10 protein-coding genes and 2 pseudogenes are annotated in these 15,879 nt (G+C 59.2%); 4 read left to right on the top strand and 8 right to left on the bottom strand.

The genetic code is table 11. The annotated features are described in order from the left end of the window. Positions 1-55: 55 nt before the first annotated feature. Positions 56-344: pseudogene (locus ABK249_RS21035) on the top strand (IS630 family transposase); the annotation flags it as partial. Between the two features lie 39 nt (positions 345-383). Here ABK249_RS21035 and ABK249_RS21030 read toward each other — a convergent pair. The 8 genes and pseudogenes from ABK249_RS21030 to ABK249_RS20995 form a co-directional block, all read right to left on the bottom strand. Then, positions 384-524 (bottom strand): annotated as a pseudogene (locus ABK249_RS21030) (pilus assembly protein N-terminal domain-containing protein); the annotation flags it as partial. Positions 525-893: 369 nt separating this feature from the next. Beyond that, positions 894-2,156, bottom strand: a complete 1,263-nt coding sequence (locus ABK249_RS21025; RefSeq protein WP_348863881.1) for a patatin-like phospholipase family protein — start codon at positions 2,154-2,156, stop codon at positions 894-896. Between the two features lie 62 nt (positions 2,157-2,218). After that, complete coding sequence (locus tag ABK249_RS21020; protein ID WP_348863880.1) at positions 2,219-2,677, bottom strand: BA14K family protein; 459 nt, start codon at positions 2,675-2,677, stop codon at positions 2,219-2,221. A gap of 291 nt (positions 2,678-2,968) precedes the next feature. Continuing rightward, the gene (locus ABK249_RS21015) at positions 2,969-4,099 is read right to left on the bottom strand and encodes an ABC transporter permease (protein WP_348863878.1); all 1,131 of its coding nucleotides are present in this window, start codon (positions 4,097-4,099) and stop codon (positions 2,969-2,971) included. After that, entirely contained in the window at positions 4,096-6,837 is a 2,742-nt protein-coding gene (rbbA, locus tag ABK249_RS21010) for a ribosome-associated ATPase/putative transporter RbbA (protein WP_348863877.1), read from the bottom strand. The genes ABK249_RS21015 and rbbA overlap by 4 nt, the downstream gene beginning before the upstream one ends. A gap of 2 nt (positions 6,838-6,839) precedes the next feature. Further along, the gene (locus tag ABK249_RS21005) at positions 6,840-7,820 is read right to left on the bottom strand and encodes an HlyD family secretion protein (protein ID WP_348863876.1); all 981 of its coding nucleotides are present in this window, start codon (positions 7,818-7,820) and stop codon (positions 6,840-6,842) included. 119 nt (positions 7,821-7,939) lie between these two features. Beyond that, positions 7,940-9,268, bottom strand: a complete 1,329-nt coding sequence (locus ABK249_RS21000) for a HAMP domain-containing sensor histidine kinase (protein ID WP_348863875.1) — start codon at positions 9,266-9,268, stop codon at positions 7,940-7,942. Then, complete coding sequence (locus ABK249_RS20995) at positions 9,268-9,954, bottom strand: response regulator (protein WP_348863873.1); 687 nt, start codon at positions 9,952-9,954, stop codon at positions 9,268-9,270. The genes ABK249_RS21000 and ABK249_RS20995 overlap by 1 nt, the downstream gene beginning before the upstream one ends. Positions 9,955-10,104: 150 nt before the next feature. On the opposite strand from ABK249_RS20995, the gene ABK249_RS20990 reads away from it, so the two are divergent. Genes ABK249_RS20990 through ABK249_RS20980 form a run of 3 tightly spaced genes read left to right on the top strand, consistent with a single transcriptional unit; the run spans position 10,105 to position 15,721 of the window. Continuing rightward, the gene (locus ABK249_RS20990) at positions 10,105-11,547 is read left to right on the top strand and encodes an efflux transporter outer membrane subunit (protein WP_348863872.1); all 1,443 of its coding nucleotides are present in this window, start codon (positions 10,105-10,107) and stop codon (positions 11,545-11,547) included. Beyond that, positions 11,547-12,620: an efflux RND transporter periplasmic adaptor subunit gene (locus ABK249_RS20985; protein ID WP_348863871.1), complete on the top strand. Its 1,074-nt coding sequence runs from the start codon at positions 11,547-11,549 to the stop codon at positions 12,618-12,620. The genes ABK249_RS20990 and ABK249_RS20985 overlap by 1 nt, the downstream gene beginning before the upstream one ends. Beyond that, entirely contained in the window at positions 12,617-15,721 is a 3,105-nt protein-coding gene (locus ABK249_RS20980; RefSeq protein ID WP_348863870.1) for an efflux RND transporter permease subunit, read from the top strand. The genes ABK249_RS20985 and ABK249_RS20980 overlap by 4 nt, the downstream gene beginning before the upstream one ends. Positions 15,722-15,879 lie beyond the last annotated feature (158 nt).

Here is a 15,879-nt window from a genome sequence, read left to right as displayed (position 1 = left end):
TCAAGCTCCGGAGTATGACATTTCGCATAACTGTCATGGGGCGTTTCTTGCGCTGCCGGCTGATGCCACGCACTGGTCTATCCACTCGATGGCAGCCGACAGCGGGCTGTCGCACACCACCATACGTCGGATATGGACCGCCTTTGGTTTGCAGCCGCATCGTTCGGAGACATTCAAGCTATCTTCCGATCCGCTGTTCGTCGACAAGGTGCAGGACATAGTCGGCCGTTACATGGCGCCGCCGGACCGGGCAGTCGTGTTATGCGTGGATGAGAAATCGCAAATCCAGGCACTGGATCGCGAGCAGCCCGTTCTGTCCATGGCGCCGGGTATCGCCGAACGGCAATGCTGCGTCGGAGCCCTGAGGAATTCCGCGGCGGATTCTGGCCGACTTTCCTGCCGAACATATAGATGCGCCGGGAGGTGCGGGCTAAGGCATCCGCGATCGAGGGATCCGCGACGAGGATGTCATGCGCATCAGCCGGCAGGTTGATGATCACCGCCTTGTTCAGGCCCAGCATGACATTCTTGCTGCCGCCGAGGGAAAGTTCCCCTGAATTGATAAGGCCTTCGTCCTTGCCGCCGGCCTCCGCCACGGGAGCGCCGAGGCAAACGGCGACGCTCAAACCACGGGCAAGATGAAGAAGAAAGGCCTTCGGGTGCTGCGATTCGCGCAATACTTTCATCGAAATCTCCGCAGTTGAAATTGCCGCGGAAGCGAGACCGGCGCAGCGGACGCATCGTAGCCGAGAGACGGTAAAGCGCTGTTAAGACATTGTTAAGTTAGGTAAATTTTACGTCGTACGAAATCTTCACGCTCGTCGCAGGTCGAACTGCAACACCGTGAAATCGAGGCAGGCTGCCCCTCCGAAAGAAAGCGGTCCTGCCTTCATTCAGTGAGAAGCGCAGGCGCCGAGAGAAAACGCTTCATTGCGAACGACATCGAATTCGGGTGTCGAGCTCCAGAGCTTTTGGCATTTCATCCTGTCGTAGCCATTGCGGTACACCGCCCTCATATACTGCGTGCTGAAAGGCTTGCTGTAGCTGTAGGGAACGGACACATTGATGGCCGCCACCTTCATCTGAAAACCAAAGCGTCTCGAAAATTGATACAAGGCCATGATCGAGCTCTTGGTTTGCGATTTGACCAAGGTCGCATAGGCCCTCATAGCCACAGGAAAGGTTGCGCTTTTGGTCAGCTGAAATTCTGGCCCCAACGTGTTGTTGACGAGAACATAAATCTCGACCTTACCGGCCATGGCGGGAAAGAGCGTTCCCATCCGTGTCATGATTACGTCTGGAAGCGACAGGATCTGGGCGGAAGGCCCGCCGTCGCTATGAAGCTCTGTGACAGGCTTTCCGTTGATCGTCGTCGCGATTCCGACCGCCGGATATACGCCTGGTATGCTCGCCGAAGCGATCAGGATGCTGCGGAACAACGTCAGGGCATCGGGCTGGCCGCTCGCCGCGATAGCCCCCAGGTCCCAGACCACCGTCCGCTGGCTGTCGAGATTCGTGGTCGAAACGAAAAGATTGCGACCTTTTCGATATTCCGCAGCCACGGCCTGAAGCAATTCCCCGGTGACATAGCGCTCCACCAGGCGCCTCAAGGGGTCCTGTTTAAGCAGGCTCTCGCCAAACAAACCGCTCAGGATAAAGCGTTGCTCGACCAGCTGATTGGCGATTCCGCTAGTGTAGAGCTGCCTGAGCTCGTCGTCATAGTCCGGTCCGAGGAAGGCAAACGGCGCGATGATCGCGCCGGTGCTGACGCCGCTGACGATATCGAACATCGGCCGCCGGCCTGTCTCGGTCCAGGCGTTGAGAACGCCGACAGAGAATGCTCCGCCGGCCCCTCCCCCCGAGATGGTCAGATAGCGGATGGGGGTATTCCGGGCCGATGGCCGGAATCGCGCCAGCTCTGGCGGCTGAAGATCGTCGAAGATGAAACGAACGTGACTATAGCCGGGTATTTCGGCCCGTTCCGCATCCATGGCGGTATAGGGCATTCTTGTCGTGGTGCACCCCACCAACATGCAGAGCAGCAGAGCGGGAATCCAGCGCAGCGACAAGGCATTCCGCTCCTTGGTGAGAACTGTAAGTCCTAGAAGTATAAGACCGCGCGGTTTGTTTGCGTCCGGGTCTTGGGCGAGCGGCATCAAGCCTCCGGTCCGTGCCGGGGAAAGGGTCTTTGGATCGAGCGGCTGCAATTGCCGCTCAGCTAATCAACGAAAGGGGAATGGCATTGGCGGCGTGGTCCCTTGTGAGGCTGGAAGGTATTGTCATAGGCCCGATACGATCGGTACTTCTGCGCGCACCAGGTATAGTGCTCGGGATCGAACCACACGGCCCTTGGGGATGGCGGCGGAGCCTCATCCGGATGCGGCGGCGGGCGATCGAAAGCGGCTCCCATGCCGAGCAGGGAACCCGCCGCAAAAGCGCCGATCGGATACCACCAGCCATTGCTGTGACGTCGATAGCCCGGGCGCGGCTCCCTCACGCCCCGAAAGCCATGCCACATCATCTCCGGACCGTCGTCCACGGGCATCTGCGCCAAAACGATATCGGAGGCTTCCACCAGGAGCGGCAGTGGAAACGGCGCTGCATCGGCCTCCCATGCGCTCAGCGGCAAGGAGACGATCAGACCGGCCGCAAGGGTAACAAGCTTGGATATTCGCACGTGAACCTCCGGTCCAACAAACACGACCGGATTAGATCAGCGGAATATGTCGAGCTTGGAGCCGCATGGTTACAAATGATTTCCGATTCCACATGATTTGTTTCTGGCAAGATCGGCATTGAGCGAGATCGATGCCGGCCAGCCAAAAAGCCGCCAGGAACACCGCAAGGGGCGGCGAGAACACTGTTCCAAAACCCCGTCCACGAGGTCCGGTCACCGATTGCCGCACCCACCCCCCCCGCGGACTTCACGGAACCCTCCAGATTCAAAGAATGCCTATCCTGATTGTCATTATCGCGCGGCTACGATCGAACGCCGGAACAAAAGCAGGCTTGCGGCGAGGAACGTCACGCCCATCATCAACACGGTGGCGAATTCCTTCCAGACAATCGTGAAGTCGGCGCCCCGATAGACGATCGCCTGCATGAAGCTGATATAGTGGCGGGAGGGTAGGAACCACGTCAAGTATTGCACCCATTGGGGCTGACTTTCGACCGGAGACATGCCGCCGGAGAGCATCATCATAGGCATGACCGCCATGATCATGAGCAGCGCGAACTGGGCCATGGTGCGCGCGAGCGTGCCGAGGAAGATACCGATGGCGGATGCCGCGAACACGTAAATTATCGTGCCGAGAAGCAGCAGCGCACGCGAGCCGGCGATGGGAACGTCGAGCGCGCCCTCGATCACGAAAAGAAGCGAGCAGACAAAGGCGACGATGATGACCAGACCGTTCGACCACACCTTGGCGAGCGCGATCTCGAACGCGGTGATCGGCATCACCAGGAGATGTTCGATAGTGCCGCGCTCGCGCTCGCGCAGGAGCGCCGCGCCGGTCAGAATGATGACCAACATGGACAATTGATCGGCAAGGCCGGCGATCGCCCTGAACCACGCCTGTGTCCCGTTGGGATTGAAGGCGCGGCGGATGACGAGATCGGAAGAAAGGCCCGTTGTCTCTTCATAATCATTGCGATAACGGCTAATGACATCCGACACATAATTCTGGATGTAGCTGGCGCCGAGCCCAGCTTGTTGCGAGGCCGTCGCATCCACGAGCAGTTGGAGTTCGGTATCGCGCCCCCTTATCGTGTCCTTTTCGAAACCCGGCGGAATGACGAGGATGAAGGTGTAGTGCCCCTCGTCCATCGCCCTATCGATGTCGGAGGCGCTGATCGTTTCGACGGACTGGAAGTAGGGCTGAGAGAACTGCTCGGCCATGGCGCGGGACAGGCGCGACTGATCCTCGTCGACGAAGGCGATCGCCGCATTGTTGACGGTCTCTCCACCGCCGCTCGCCTGGGTATAGACGCTGAAACCGAAGGACCAGACGATGAAGAGGATCATCATCAGATCCTTCGAGAGGGTCCTCAGTTCCTTGGTTCCAAGCCAGAAGACGGTGGACGGGCTGACCATGCTCATTTCTCTTGTTTCTTCAGGAGGAGCAAAGAGAGCACCATGAACGCAGGAGGAAACAGTGCGAGCGCGATCAGGTCTGTCGCCATGTCGCCGAAACCAAGTCCCTTGGTGAAGGCGCCTACGCTGATGTGCATGTAGTAGGAAGTCGGCCACAGGTAACCCATTAAGCGCGCGCCGCCCTCCAACGTCGAGACCGGCTGCATCATTCCCGAGAACTGCATCGTCGGCAGCATGGACAGGACTGCTCCGGCGAACACCGCGGCAACCTGGCTCTTTGTGAAGGTCGAAATGAAAAGCCCATAGCCGGTAGCTGCCATCGCATAAAGCAGAGCACCAATGGCGAGCGCTATGCTGCTCCCCTTCAGGGGCACCTCGAACAGGAACCAGACGGTGGCCGTCATGATCACGAAGTTGATCATTCCGACGCCAATGTAGGGCAATTGCTTCCCGATCAGGAACTCCAGCCGCGTCGTCGGTGTCACGTAGAAGTTCGCGATCGTGCCGATCTCCTTTTCCCGTGCAACGCTGACCGCCATGAGGATCGCGAGGAACATCATGAGCAGCATGGCGGGAACCGACGGTCCCATAGCATAGATGCTCTCGTTGGTCGGATTGTAGCGATAGCGGACCTCGATCGAGTTGCTTCCTGCGGATGACGAAGGCGTGCTCGACTCGCGTTCCCGCTGCTCGGAAAAGAGGTCGTGCGCTTGCTGTACGTAGCCTTCGATGGTCGCGGCGCGCGAGGTGTTGGCGCCGTCGATCCATGCTGAGACCTGCCAATCCGAGTCGCGCTTGACCATCCGGCCGAAGTTCGGCGGGATCTCGATGGCGAGCGTGATATCGTTTGATCGCAGGCGGTCTTCCATCTCTTGGAGGCTGCCGATCGGCGACTTTTCGGTGAAGTAGTCGGAGCTTGAGAAATTGACGAGATAGGAGCGGCTTTCCGGCGTGTTGTCATGGTCGAAGGCGGCGAAGGTGAGATTGGTCACGTCGCTCGACAAGCCGAACCCGAAAATTAGCAACATGACGAAGGAGCCAAGGAAGGCGAAAGCGAGCCTGATTGGGTCACGCATAAGCGACCGTGTCTCGCATTGCGTATAAGCCAGGAGGCGGCGAAGGGGCATGAGCGCGGTCTTCGCAGTAGAGACAGGTGCTACGGTTGCTGCAATCGTCGAGGATTGGTTCGCTGCCGATTTGTCGGGCTGCGACGCCTCCGCCTCCTCGATATAGGCGATGAAGGCTTCCTCGAGGTCGGCGCCGTTCCGAGACATAATGACCTTTTCGGGTGTGTCGCAAACAAGCACCCGGCCGGCATGCATCAACGAGATGCGATCGCACCGCATCGCCTCGTTCATGAAATGCGTCGACACGAAGATCGTGACACCGCGATCTCGCGACAGACCGACGAGCAGTCGCCAGAATTCGTCCCGCGCCATCGGATCGACGCCGGAGGTCGGCTCATCCAGGATGAGGAGCTCGGGATCGTGCACGATCGCCACGGCCAACGAGAGGCGCTGGCGCACGCCCAGCGGGAGCGAACTGGCTTCGGAATCGGCATATTCGGCAAGGCCGACTTCCGTCAGCAACTTGTCGGTGCGGTCGTTGACCGCGGCCGCAGCCAGATGGAACAGGCGCGCATGGAGAAGAAGGTTCTGCCGCACTGTCAGCTCGCCGTAGAGCGAGAAGGACTGCGACATGAACCCGACGCGCCGGCGGATCGACAAGTCGCTGGCATCGACAGGTTTTCCGCAGACCTCCGCTTTTCCTTCGCTCGGGGCCAGAAGCCCGGTCAGCATCTTCATGGTCGTGGTCTTGCCGCAGCCGTTCGAGCCCAGGAAGCCGAAGATTTCTCCCCTTTCTATCGTGAAGCTGACTCGATCGACCGCAGTGAATTTTCCGAAACGGCGGGTCAGGTCCTTTGCCACGATAACAGGCGGCTCCACGCCGGAGGGACGTGGCGGGATGACCAGAGGCGCCCGGCCGGTCCGTTGGCCCGACTGGAGGGCGGTGAAGACCGCTTCGAGGTCCTCTTTTCCCGTGGCCGCGCGCAGTTCGTCAGGGGTGCCGGAAGCAAGAGTGCTGCCCTGGTGCATGGCGACGAGCCAGTCGCACTGGGTCGCCTCTTCCATATAGGCGGTCGAGACGATCACACTCATTGCGGGCCGGGCGCGGCGCAGGTCGGCAATCAACGTCCAGAATTGGCGCCTCGAAAGTGGATCGACGCCTGTCGTCGGCTCATCGAGGATGAGAAGATCGGGATCATGGATGAGGGCGCAGCAGAGACCGAGCTTTTGCTTCATGCCGCCCGACAGCTTGCCAGCCGGACGGTCAAGAAAGGCGAGCAATCCCGTCGCTGCCCCGAGCCTCTCAATGCGGGCGTCGCGCTCCGAGCCGGACAGACCGAACAGCGTGCCGAAGAACGCGAGGTTCTCCGCAACGCTGATTTCCTGGTAGAGGTTCTTGCCGAGGCCTTGCGGCATATAGGCGATACGCGTGCAGACCGCCCGACGATGACCGGAGTCGGCCATGCTACCGCCAAGGACCTCGATGGTCCCTGCCTGCATTTTGCGCGCGCCAGCAATCAGGCCGAGCAGTGTCGATTTGCCGGCCCCATCGGGGCCGATGAACCCGATCATCTGGCTTGCTGGCAGTTCGAGCGACGTGCTGTGGAGCGCCAGGACCTTGCCGTAGCGATGGGTCACGCCGGAGATCCGTGTGATCGGATCGTTTGCCGCCGCCATTGTCAATCCTCCGCATCGAGAGGATCGTCCTCAAGGCGCTTTTGGAGGAAGTCGGGCCACTCCGGAGGATTCGGATCGAGGCGGACGTAGCCGACGCCACGTGCACCTGTCTTTATCATCTCGATATGACGATCGAGAAGGCTTGGCGGAATACGCAACTTGACCCTGAAGACAAGTTTGTCCCGTTCGCTGCGCGTCTCGACTTGCTTCGGTGTGAACTGGGCCTCGGGAGAAACAAAGCTCACCTTGGCAGGTATTGCGAAATCGGCGCCATCGAACTGAATACGGGCCTGAGAGCCGATCGGAAGGCGCATTGCCTGCTCCAGGGGCAGGTAGATCTCCATGTAGATTTCGGCAAGATTAACAATGGTAAGGATCTTGCCACCAGCGCTGACGACCTCTCCGGGATTCGCCAGCCGATAGAGCACGCGTCCCTTCACGGGCGTGGAAAGGGCTGTGTCGGCGATCTGGGCGTCAATCTGGTCGATCAGTGCCTGAGCTGCGTCGATGGAGCGGTCACTCGCCGTTACGCTCTTTTCCGCAGCGTCAAGGATTGCTTTTGCGGAATCGCGCTCACTCTGCGCCTCGTCACGTTCTTGTTCACTGACTGCGCCGGTTCTAATGACGGTGAGTGCTCTGCGAAGGTTGGATTCCTTAAGGGTGAGCTCCGCCTGCCGCTGGGCGACCGTCGCCTTGGCTTCAAGCATCGAAGCTTCCTCGGCCGCCAGATCGGCCGCGTATTTTGCTCGTTCGGCCTGCAATTCCGTGGTGTCGATGTGAGCAAGTACCTGGCCAGCCGAGACCAGATCGCCTTCCTGAACCAGCACCTCTCGAACACGTCCGGCTGACTTGGCGGCGATATCGACCTGATCGGATTCGATACGCCCATTGCCGGATACAAGCCCTTCCGGCAATTGGCCCTGCTGGCTCTGCCACCAATACCAGGCGCTGCCGCCGCCGGCTGCCGCCACCAGCAGGATCAATATCAAGACGGTTGTCTTCCTCGGGCGCGGCGTTTTCATAGGCGAGTATTCCTTTCCGGGACAAGGATCTTAGGCGGTATGCTCGGAGCGAATTCCTTGATCTGGCTCAACGTTGCGACCTATGGGTCGCGAACAACTGCTGAAGACGCCTGATTCGCTAACTCACAAAGACCCTGCCCTCCACGGATTGATCTCGCGATCTCCAAAGAGACGGCCAGACCACCCGCCTCGGAGATAGAAGCGGCAACGCATCCGCCGTGACGTTCAATCGCCTGTTTGGTGATGGCGAGCCCGAGACCGTAACCGCCGAGTCCGCCGACATCGTTTCCACGCGAGAATGGCTGGAAAATCCGTTCCAGTTCTGATTCTGGCACCCCGAGGCCTTGATCGGTCACGAGGACCCGAAGTCTGTCGCCGTTCACCTCGGAGCGAACGGCAACCACGGAATTGTCAAGTGTATATTTGAGCGCATTGCGGATGACGTTCTCCAACGCGCGATAGATCAGTTCACCATTTACTTCTGCGACGAAGGTCTGCACTCCCTCGTGCAGCACTCGAATTCCGCGCGCTTGAGCTTCGAAGGCCGCGTCGGCAACAATGTCATTCAGAAGATCGATTACGTTGAGCGTTTGCATCTCGATTTCATCAGCTGTCCGATCCGCCAGACGGGCGAGCGTGAGGATCTCGCCAACCAGACCGTCAATCCGGTCAATCTCGCGAACCAGCCGATCCATCATGGCATTCAGCTTGCCAGGATTTTGTTGCAGCACGCCAATTGCCGCTTGGAGTCGCGACAGAGGTGAGCGCAGCTCGTGCGATACGTCGTGAAAAAGCCGCTGCTGTGCCTTTTGGAACTGCTCCAAACGCTCAGCACTGGCGTCGAAATCGTGCGCGAGCGCTGCGACCTCATCCTTCCGCCCATCCATCCGGTCGCCGATGCGGATGTCGAAGCGGCCACGAGCAAGCGCGTTCAGTCCACTGCGAAGATGAGCGACGGGGCGAATGAGATATCGTGCGAGCCAGTAGGCCGCGACCGCGGCAGTCAAGAGGGCAGACAGCCAGGGAACTATCCTTAGCCAGGTTTCCGAAACAAGGTCAGCCTCCTGCCTCTGAACAACGAGCTTATAACACGCACCCTCGTTCTGAACGTGTCGTTCATCATTGGCTGTTCCGGCAGTGCAGTTTTCGGAAGGATCGAGCAAGGAAATCGACAGGTGGACCGGCGCACGGGCCCTGGCAGCTTCAATCACAAACGTAAAGGCGGCGTCCCTTCCCTCCCGCGCCAGGAGCTGTGATGCGACATCGAGCGCGAAAGCCTGCTGTCCACGTTCGACTTCACGGGAGAACGGCGTGATTTGAAAGAGAGCGGTGACTGCGAACAGTACAGCGATCGAGGCCGCCGTGGTAAGCCATATGATGGTAAAGAACTTCCAGAACAGACGCTGCATTATCGGTCCTGCAGAAGCTGATAGCCCTGCCCCCGTACCGATTGGATCCAGGACTGACCGTCATCTCGTGCCCCGAGCTTGTGGCGAACGCTGCTGATGTGAACGTCGATACGGCGATCGAAAGGCGTTAACGATCTGCCGAGGGCTCGTTTCGAAATGTCTTGCTTTGATACGAGCTGACCAGCACTGCGCGCCAGCACCTCAAGCAGACTGAACTCTGTTCCGGTGAGATCGAGTGGCTTGCCTTGCCACTCGGCAACCCTGGTTCCGGGATGCATGACAAGATCGCCGGCCTGGACTATTTCCGAGGCCGAACCAGCCGCCCGCCGGGTCCGACGAAGGATCGCACGCAACCGAGCTGCCAGTTCACCGGGAGAACACGGCTTTGGCACGTAGTCATCGGCGCCGAGATTGAGCCCTGCGATGCGGTCGGCGTCATCTCCCTTGGCCGTAAGCATCAGTACAGGGATAGCGCTCGTGCGCCTGATGCGTTGAAGGAGTTCGATACCGCTCATGTGCGGCATCATGATGTCGAGCACGATGATATCGACCGAACTCGATGAGGCCATCCCGATCGCAATACGTCCGTCCTGCGCGATCGACACCTCAAAGCCCTCCTCCACGAGGTATTCCTTGAGGAGCGTGGTGAGTTCCACATCATCATCGACCAGAAGAACTTTTTCCATGTTGACCGCCGATTACTCCCAGGACGACGACATACACAACGGACCTAGGTTAGGCACTGGATTTTACCTACCTTAACCGTAACTTAACAGCACTTTACGCTGGATCGGATAAAGCCGGCATCCACATAGTTGATCGTAAAGGCTGTAATAATGGCGACGAATGGCAATATTTTTGGCTACGCTGCCGTCGCTATCGGTTTTGTTCTCTCCGGCTGCTCGAGTTTCACCGAACTTCGATCCGTCGACCTGAAAGTTGCAAATGTCTGGCACGCTACCCTGCCGCACGATGGCCAGACGCCCAATCTCGTGTCCTGGTGGTCGACGTTTAACGATACATCGCTCGGCGGGCTTATGCTCGCGGCGCAGCAGGAGAACCCGGATATCGCCTCGGCGACCGCTGACATTGAAAGCGCACGCGCAACGCTGGCTTCCGCGCGGGCGAGTTTGTTTCCGGGGCTGGACGGCTCGGCCTCTGTGGAGCGCTCGGGGACGAATGGCGCGATGGCTAACCGTATTGCTGCCTCGACGGCCTCGAGCAGCGGCCTCGACGCCTCCTGGGAAATGGACCTGTTCGGCAAGGCGCGGCAGACGAGCGAGGCGGCCCGTCTTCGGGTCCACGAGCAGATCGCCAACTGGCATGATGCCCGCATCTCGCTGGCGGCCGAAGTGGCCGACTATTATGTCCAGTACCGGGCCTGCCGGCAGCTTGAAAATTCCTACAGCATCGAACTCGCCTCGCAACGGGAAACAATCCGTGCGACGGAAACGGCCGTAGCCTCGGGCCTGACCTCCAGCGCGGACCTAGCTCTGGCGCGGGCAAGTGCGGCGTCATCCTCGTCAAGCCTGACGGCGCAGCGCGCCGAATGCGAGATCCTGATCAAATCGCTGGCTCAACTGACCGGCGGCGATGAGACACGGGTCCGACAACTTCTGTCCAAGGGCAAAGCTGGCATTCCAACCCCGAAAACCTTGCGGATTACGTCCGTCCCAGCTGAAACGTTGCGGCAGCGTCCGGATATTAACGCTCTTGAGCTGGAGCTTGCGGCATCCATCGCCGACGTCGGCGTGGCGAAAGCCGATCTCTATCCGAGTCTGAGTCTGGCTGGTTCGGTGACGATCAGCGGCTCGACCCTGACCGGGACGTCGCTGCCGTGGTCTTTTGGTCCGGCGTTGTCTATTCCGTTATTTGACGGCGGATCGCGGCGTGCGGCGGTCCAGAGCGCAATCGCCGACTACGACAAGGCAGTCGCCAGCTACAAATCCAACGTCCTGAGCGCGATTTCTGAGGTTGAAACCGCCCTTGTGCGTGTGGACAGCACCCGCAGGCAGATCGGCGATGCGGCCACGGCGGTTCGCAACTACCGCATTTACTTCAACGCGATCGATGCCAACTGGAAGGCCGGTGGTGCCAGCCTGCTCGACCGTGAGGAGGCTCGGCGCTCGGCGCAGTCGGCGGAAGTCACACTCATCGAAACTCAGCGCGATGCCGTTCGATACTGGATCGCGCTTTACAGGGCCCTGGGCGGAGGCTGGGACGCCAGGATGGCTTTCCCGGCACAGGGCCAGACAAAGACACAAGGAAACCTTCTCTGATGCGATCCGCCTACCTTCTGGCTGTCCTCCTCAGCGGGACATGCCTGTTTTTTGTTAATCAACCTTCCCGTGCGCAGCAGAACGAAGCGACCGCCCTCACCGTTGCCGTTGTCAAGCCGACGGAACGCCGATGGGCGGAGACGGTGCCGGCAAACGGCTGGCTGCAGCCGTGGCATGAGGCAATCATCGCATCGGAGACGAGCGGCCTCCGCATTACCGATGTTCTCGTCGACGTCGGATCGGTCGTCTCGAAGGGCCAGCCTCTTGTTCGCCTTTCGCAGGAAACCGTTCTTTCGGATCTGCGCAAGGAAGAGGCTGCGGTTGAAATCGCGAAGGCCGATCTCGCAAAGGCCAAGGCGAATGCGGACCGGGCGCGGCAAGTGAAAGGCAGCGGCGCGCTTTCAGACGAGAAGGTCACAGAATACCTTATCGCAGAGCAAACCGCGACTGCCGACCTCAAATCCGCTGAAGCAGCATTGGAAAGCCAGAAGATAAAGGTCGACCAGACGACGATTACAGCGGTCGACGACGGGCTGATCACGTCGCGCTCGGCCCAGCTTGGTGCCGTGGTCTCGTCCGGCACCGAACTTTTCCGGCTACTGCGGCAGCAGCGTGTCGAATGGCAGGCGGAGGTGTCGGCCCGTTACCTCCCCAGCATCAAGGAAGGCCTTACCGCTTCAATCTCGGGTCCTAACAACAGTCGCGTTGAGGGGAAAGTGAGATTGGTCGGACCGACGGTAAGCACCGAAACCGGCCGCGCAGTCGTTTACGTTGCGCTTCCGACAGAGGCGCATCCGCCTGTGGGCATTTACGCAAGCGGGCAGGTCGAGCTTCAGACAACGCAGGCGCTCACCGTACCGGAGACGGCGCTCGTATTCCGCGACGGCATCAGCTACCTTTTCACTGTCAACAAGGACCGGCGCGTTACGCGCCAGCGCGTCGAGACAGGCCGCCGCAATGACGGCGAGGTGGAAATCCTGTCGGGCATCGACCTATCTGCGAGCGTCGTGAAGTCTGGCGGCGCATTCCTTTCCGACAACGCCCTGGTGAAGATCGAAGGAGATGCGCAATGAACCTCTCCGCCTGGTCGATCCGCAATCCGGTTCCAGCGATCCTGCTCTTCATCCTGCTGACCGTCGTTGGTCTTCTCGCCTTCGACCGGCTAGCGGTCCAGAATTTTCCTGACATGGATCTGCCGACGATAAAGATCACCGCCACGCTCGAGGGCGCTGCACCGGCGCAATTGGAGACAGAAGTCGCTCGAAAGATTGAAGATAACCTCGCCTCGCTCAGCCTTCTTGATCACATCACCACGACGATCACAGACGGGTCAGTATCCATCAGCGTTTCCTTCCAGCTGGAAAAAAACAGCGAAGAAGCCCTGAACGAAGTCCGCAATGCTGTCGATAGTACAACAGACCTGCCAAGCGAGATGGAATCGCCGAGCGTGACGAAGGTCACAATCCAAGACTCTCCGCTCCTGACGTATGCCGTGCGTTCAACACGGCTCAACGAAACTGAACTCTCCTGGTTCGTCGATAACGACATGACGAAGGCCTTGCTTTCCGTATCCGGGGTCGGCGAGGTCAGCCGCGTCGGGGGTATCGATCGCGAAGCGCATGTTGATCTCAACCCGCAAGTCATGGGGTCGCTTGGGATAACCGCCGAGGCTGTCTCCTCGCGCCTGAAATCGGTCCAATCGGACACATCGGGTGGCCGCGGTGAGATTGGCGGCAACAGGCAAACGATCCGAACACTCGGCGCCGTCTCCTCGCTGGAACAGCTCAAGGCTATCGCGATCCCGCTTTCGAATGGCAAGTTGGTGCGTCTCGAAGAAATCGGCACGGTGACGGACAGCTTCTCCGATCGCTCGTCGATCGCATATCTCGACGGGCAGCCGGTGATCGGCGTTCAGGTCAAGCGTTCGAACGGCTTTTCGGACACGGGCGTCGCCACGGATATCGAAGCTGCGATACGAGAATTCGCAGCCGCTAATCCAGACGTGGAGATCATAGAAGCCTACGGTACGGTCGGGCCGATCATCGATAATTACGACGGCTCGATGCACACGCTCTATGAAGGGGCAGTACTCGCTGTTGTGGTGGTCTGGTTATTTCTGCGCGATTGGCGAGCGACCTTCCTTTCCGCGGTGGCCCTTCCCCTGTCAGTCATTCCGACCTTCCTCGCGATGTATCTGGCCGATTATAGCCTGAATACGGTGACATTGCTTGCGCTCTCCTTGGTGGTGGGTATCCTTGTGGACGATGCGATCGTCGAGATCGAGAATATCGCGCGTCACCTTCGCATGGCCAAGACGCCAATGGACGCTGCGCTCGAGGCCGCTGACGAGATTGGTCTTGCCGTTATCGCCACGACCTTCACCTTGGTCGCAGTGTTTCTGCCAACTGCCTTTATGAGTGGCATTCCTGGTCTTATTTTCCGCCAGTTCGGCGTAACTGCGGCCGTAGCAGTGCTGGCCTCATTGCTGGTCGCCCGTCTGCTCACGCCAATGATGGCTGCTTACATGATGAAGGCTCATCCGGTCGATGAGAAAGATGGCCGGGTGATGCGTGCCTACATGGCGACTGTAAAGGCTTGCCTTCGCCATCGCAAGCTGACGGTTCTCGGTGTCTGCGTGTTTCTCGGCCTTTCGTTGTCGGCGATCCCCTTGTTGAGTTCAGGGTTCATGCCTGCATCGGACGATTCGCAAACGAAGGTTACCTTAACGCTTCAGCCGGGCAGCACCATCGAGCAGACGGACGTGATCACGCGCCAGGCCATGGAAATCATTGCAAAGGTGCCGCACGTCACCCGTGTGTTTGCTGCTGTCGGAACCGCGTCTACCGGTGGTGGCCTCAATTCATCCACGACAAGCGACGTCACATCCGCGACGCTTGTCGTCGACCTGACCAACATCAGCAACCGCAATCGCAAACAATCTGAAATCGAGAATGATATTCGACAGGCCTTGTCCGTTTTATCTGGTGTGAGAGTTGAAGTCGGCACAGGGGGCAATGGAACAACGCTCGAGATCACGCTCGCCAGTGATGATCCAGACGCTCTCGATCAGGCGGGAAATGCTCTCGAGGAACAGACGCGGACCCTCCCGGGGATCGGCGCCGTGACTTCCAGTGCGTCGCTTCAGGCCCCCGAAATTCAGATCGTGCCCGATTTTATGCGGGCGGCAGCGCTTGGCGTCACGTCGGAGTCAATCGCCGACGCTGTTCGTGTCGCAACAAACGGCGACTATTCCTCGTCCATGGCGAAGCTCAATCTGCCGCAGCGGCAGATCTCAATTCGTGTGCGGTTCGATCCCCGGAGGCGGACAACGCTGGATGGCATCGCAGGTCTCCGCGTGAGCGGCACGAACGGAAGCGTCGACCTCGGCTCCATCGCGGATATCCGTATCGGCGGCAGCCCATCCGAGATCAACCGTATCGACCGTTCGCGCAACATCACGCTATCGATAGAACTCAACGGCCGAATTCTCAACGACGTCTATGCGGAAGCTCAGGCTCTCCCGGCACTGCAGAACCTGCCGAAAGGAGTTCGGCTCGTCGAGCGGGGCGGGGTCTGGGTTGTTGAGCAAGGTGAGTTGCAGCGCAGCTCCGAATTGTTCGAGAGCTTCGGCATAGCCATGGCGATCGGCGTCTTCTGCATCTATGCCGTGCTGGTTCTCCTGTTTCACGACTTTTTGCAACCCCTGACAATCCTCATGGCGCTGCCGTTGTCACTCGGTGGAGCCCTCCTCCCGTTGGTCCTGACTGGTACGAGTTTCTCCATGCCGGCGGTAATCGGATTGCTAATGCTGATGGGCGTGGTGACGAAGAACTCGATCTTGCTGGTCGAGTACGCGATCATGGCGCGGCGGGCCGGAATGTCGCGATTTGACGCCCTTGTCGATGCTTGTCATAAACGAGCACGCCCTATCGTAATGACGACGATCGCGATGGGATGCGGCATGCTACCTGTGGCCTTGAGCCTCAGCGGTGGCGACTCAAGTTTCCGGCAGCCCATGGCGATCGTCGTGATCGGCGGGTTGCTAGCCTCCACCTTCCTCAGCTTGCTTGTAATCCCCGTGATATTCACTTTCGTCGATGACTTCCTGCGCATCCTCAAACAGCGGCTAGGACAGAAACGTACAGCGGATGCTGCTCGGCAACCAGCGGAGTAAGTTGAACGCATCCACCGCTCACAATCTTTTTGCTACAGAAGCGTCAGCGTCACTCCCTCGCGCCCGGAAGGCAAAGCATCAGCTTCCGCTCGACTTTCTTCTTTCATTCGATAACGTCCACCGTCGCCTTGTATTCGTGACCGTCTTCGGTAGTCGCC

The organism is Neorhizobium phenanthreniclasticum, from assembly GCF_040066075.1.
Taxonomy (GTDB): domain Bacteria; phylum Pseudomonadota; class Alphaproteobacteria; order Rhizobiales; family Rhizobiaceae; genus Neorhizobium; species Neorhizobium petrolearium.
Note: the sequence above shows the minus strand (reverse complement) of the source record. Positions and strands in the feature narration are given on the sequence as shown.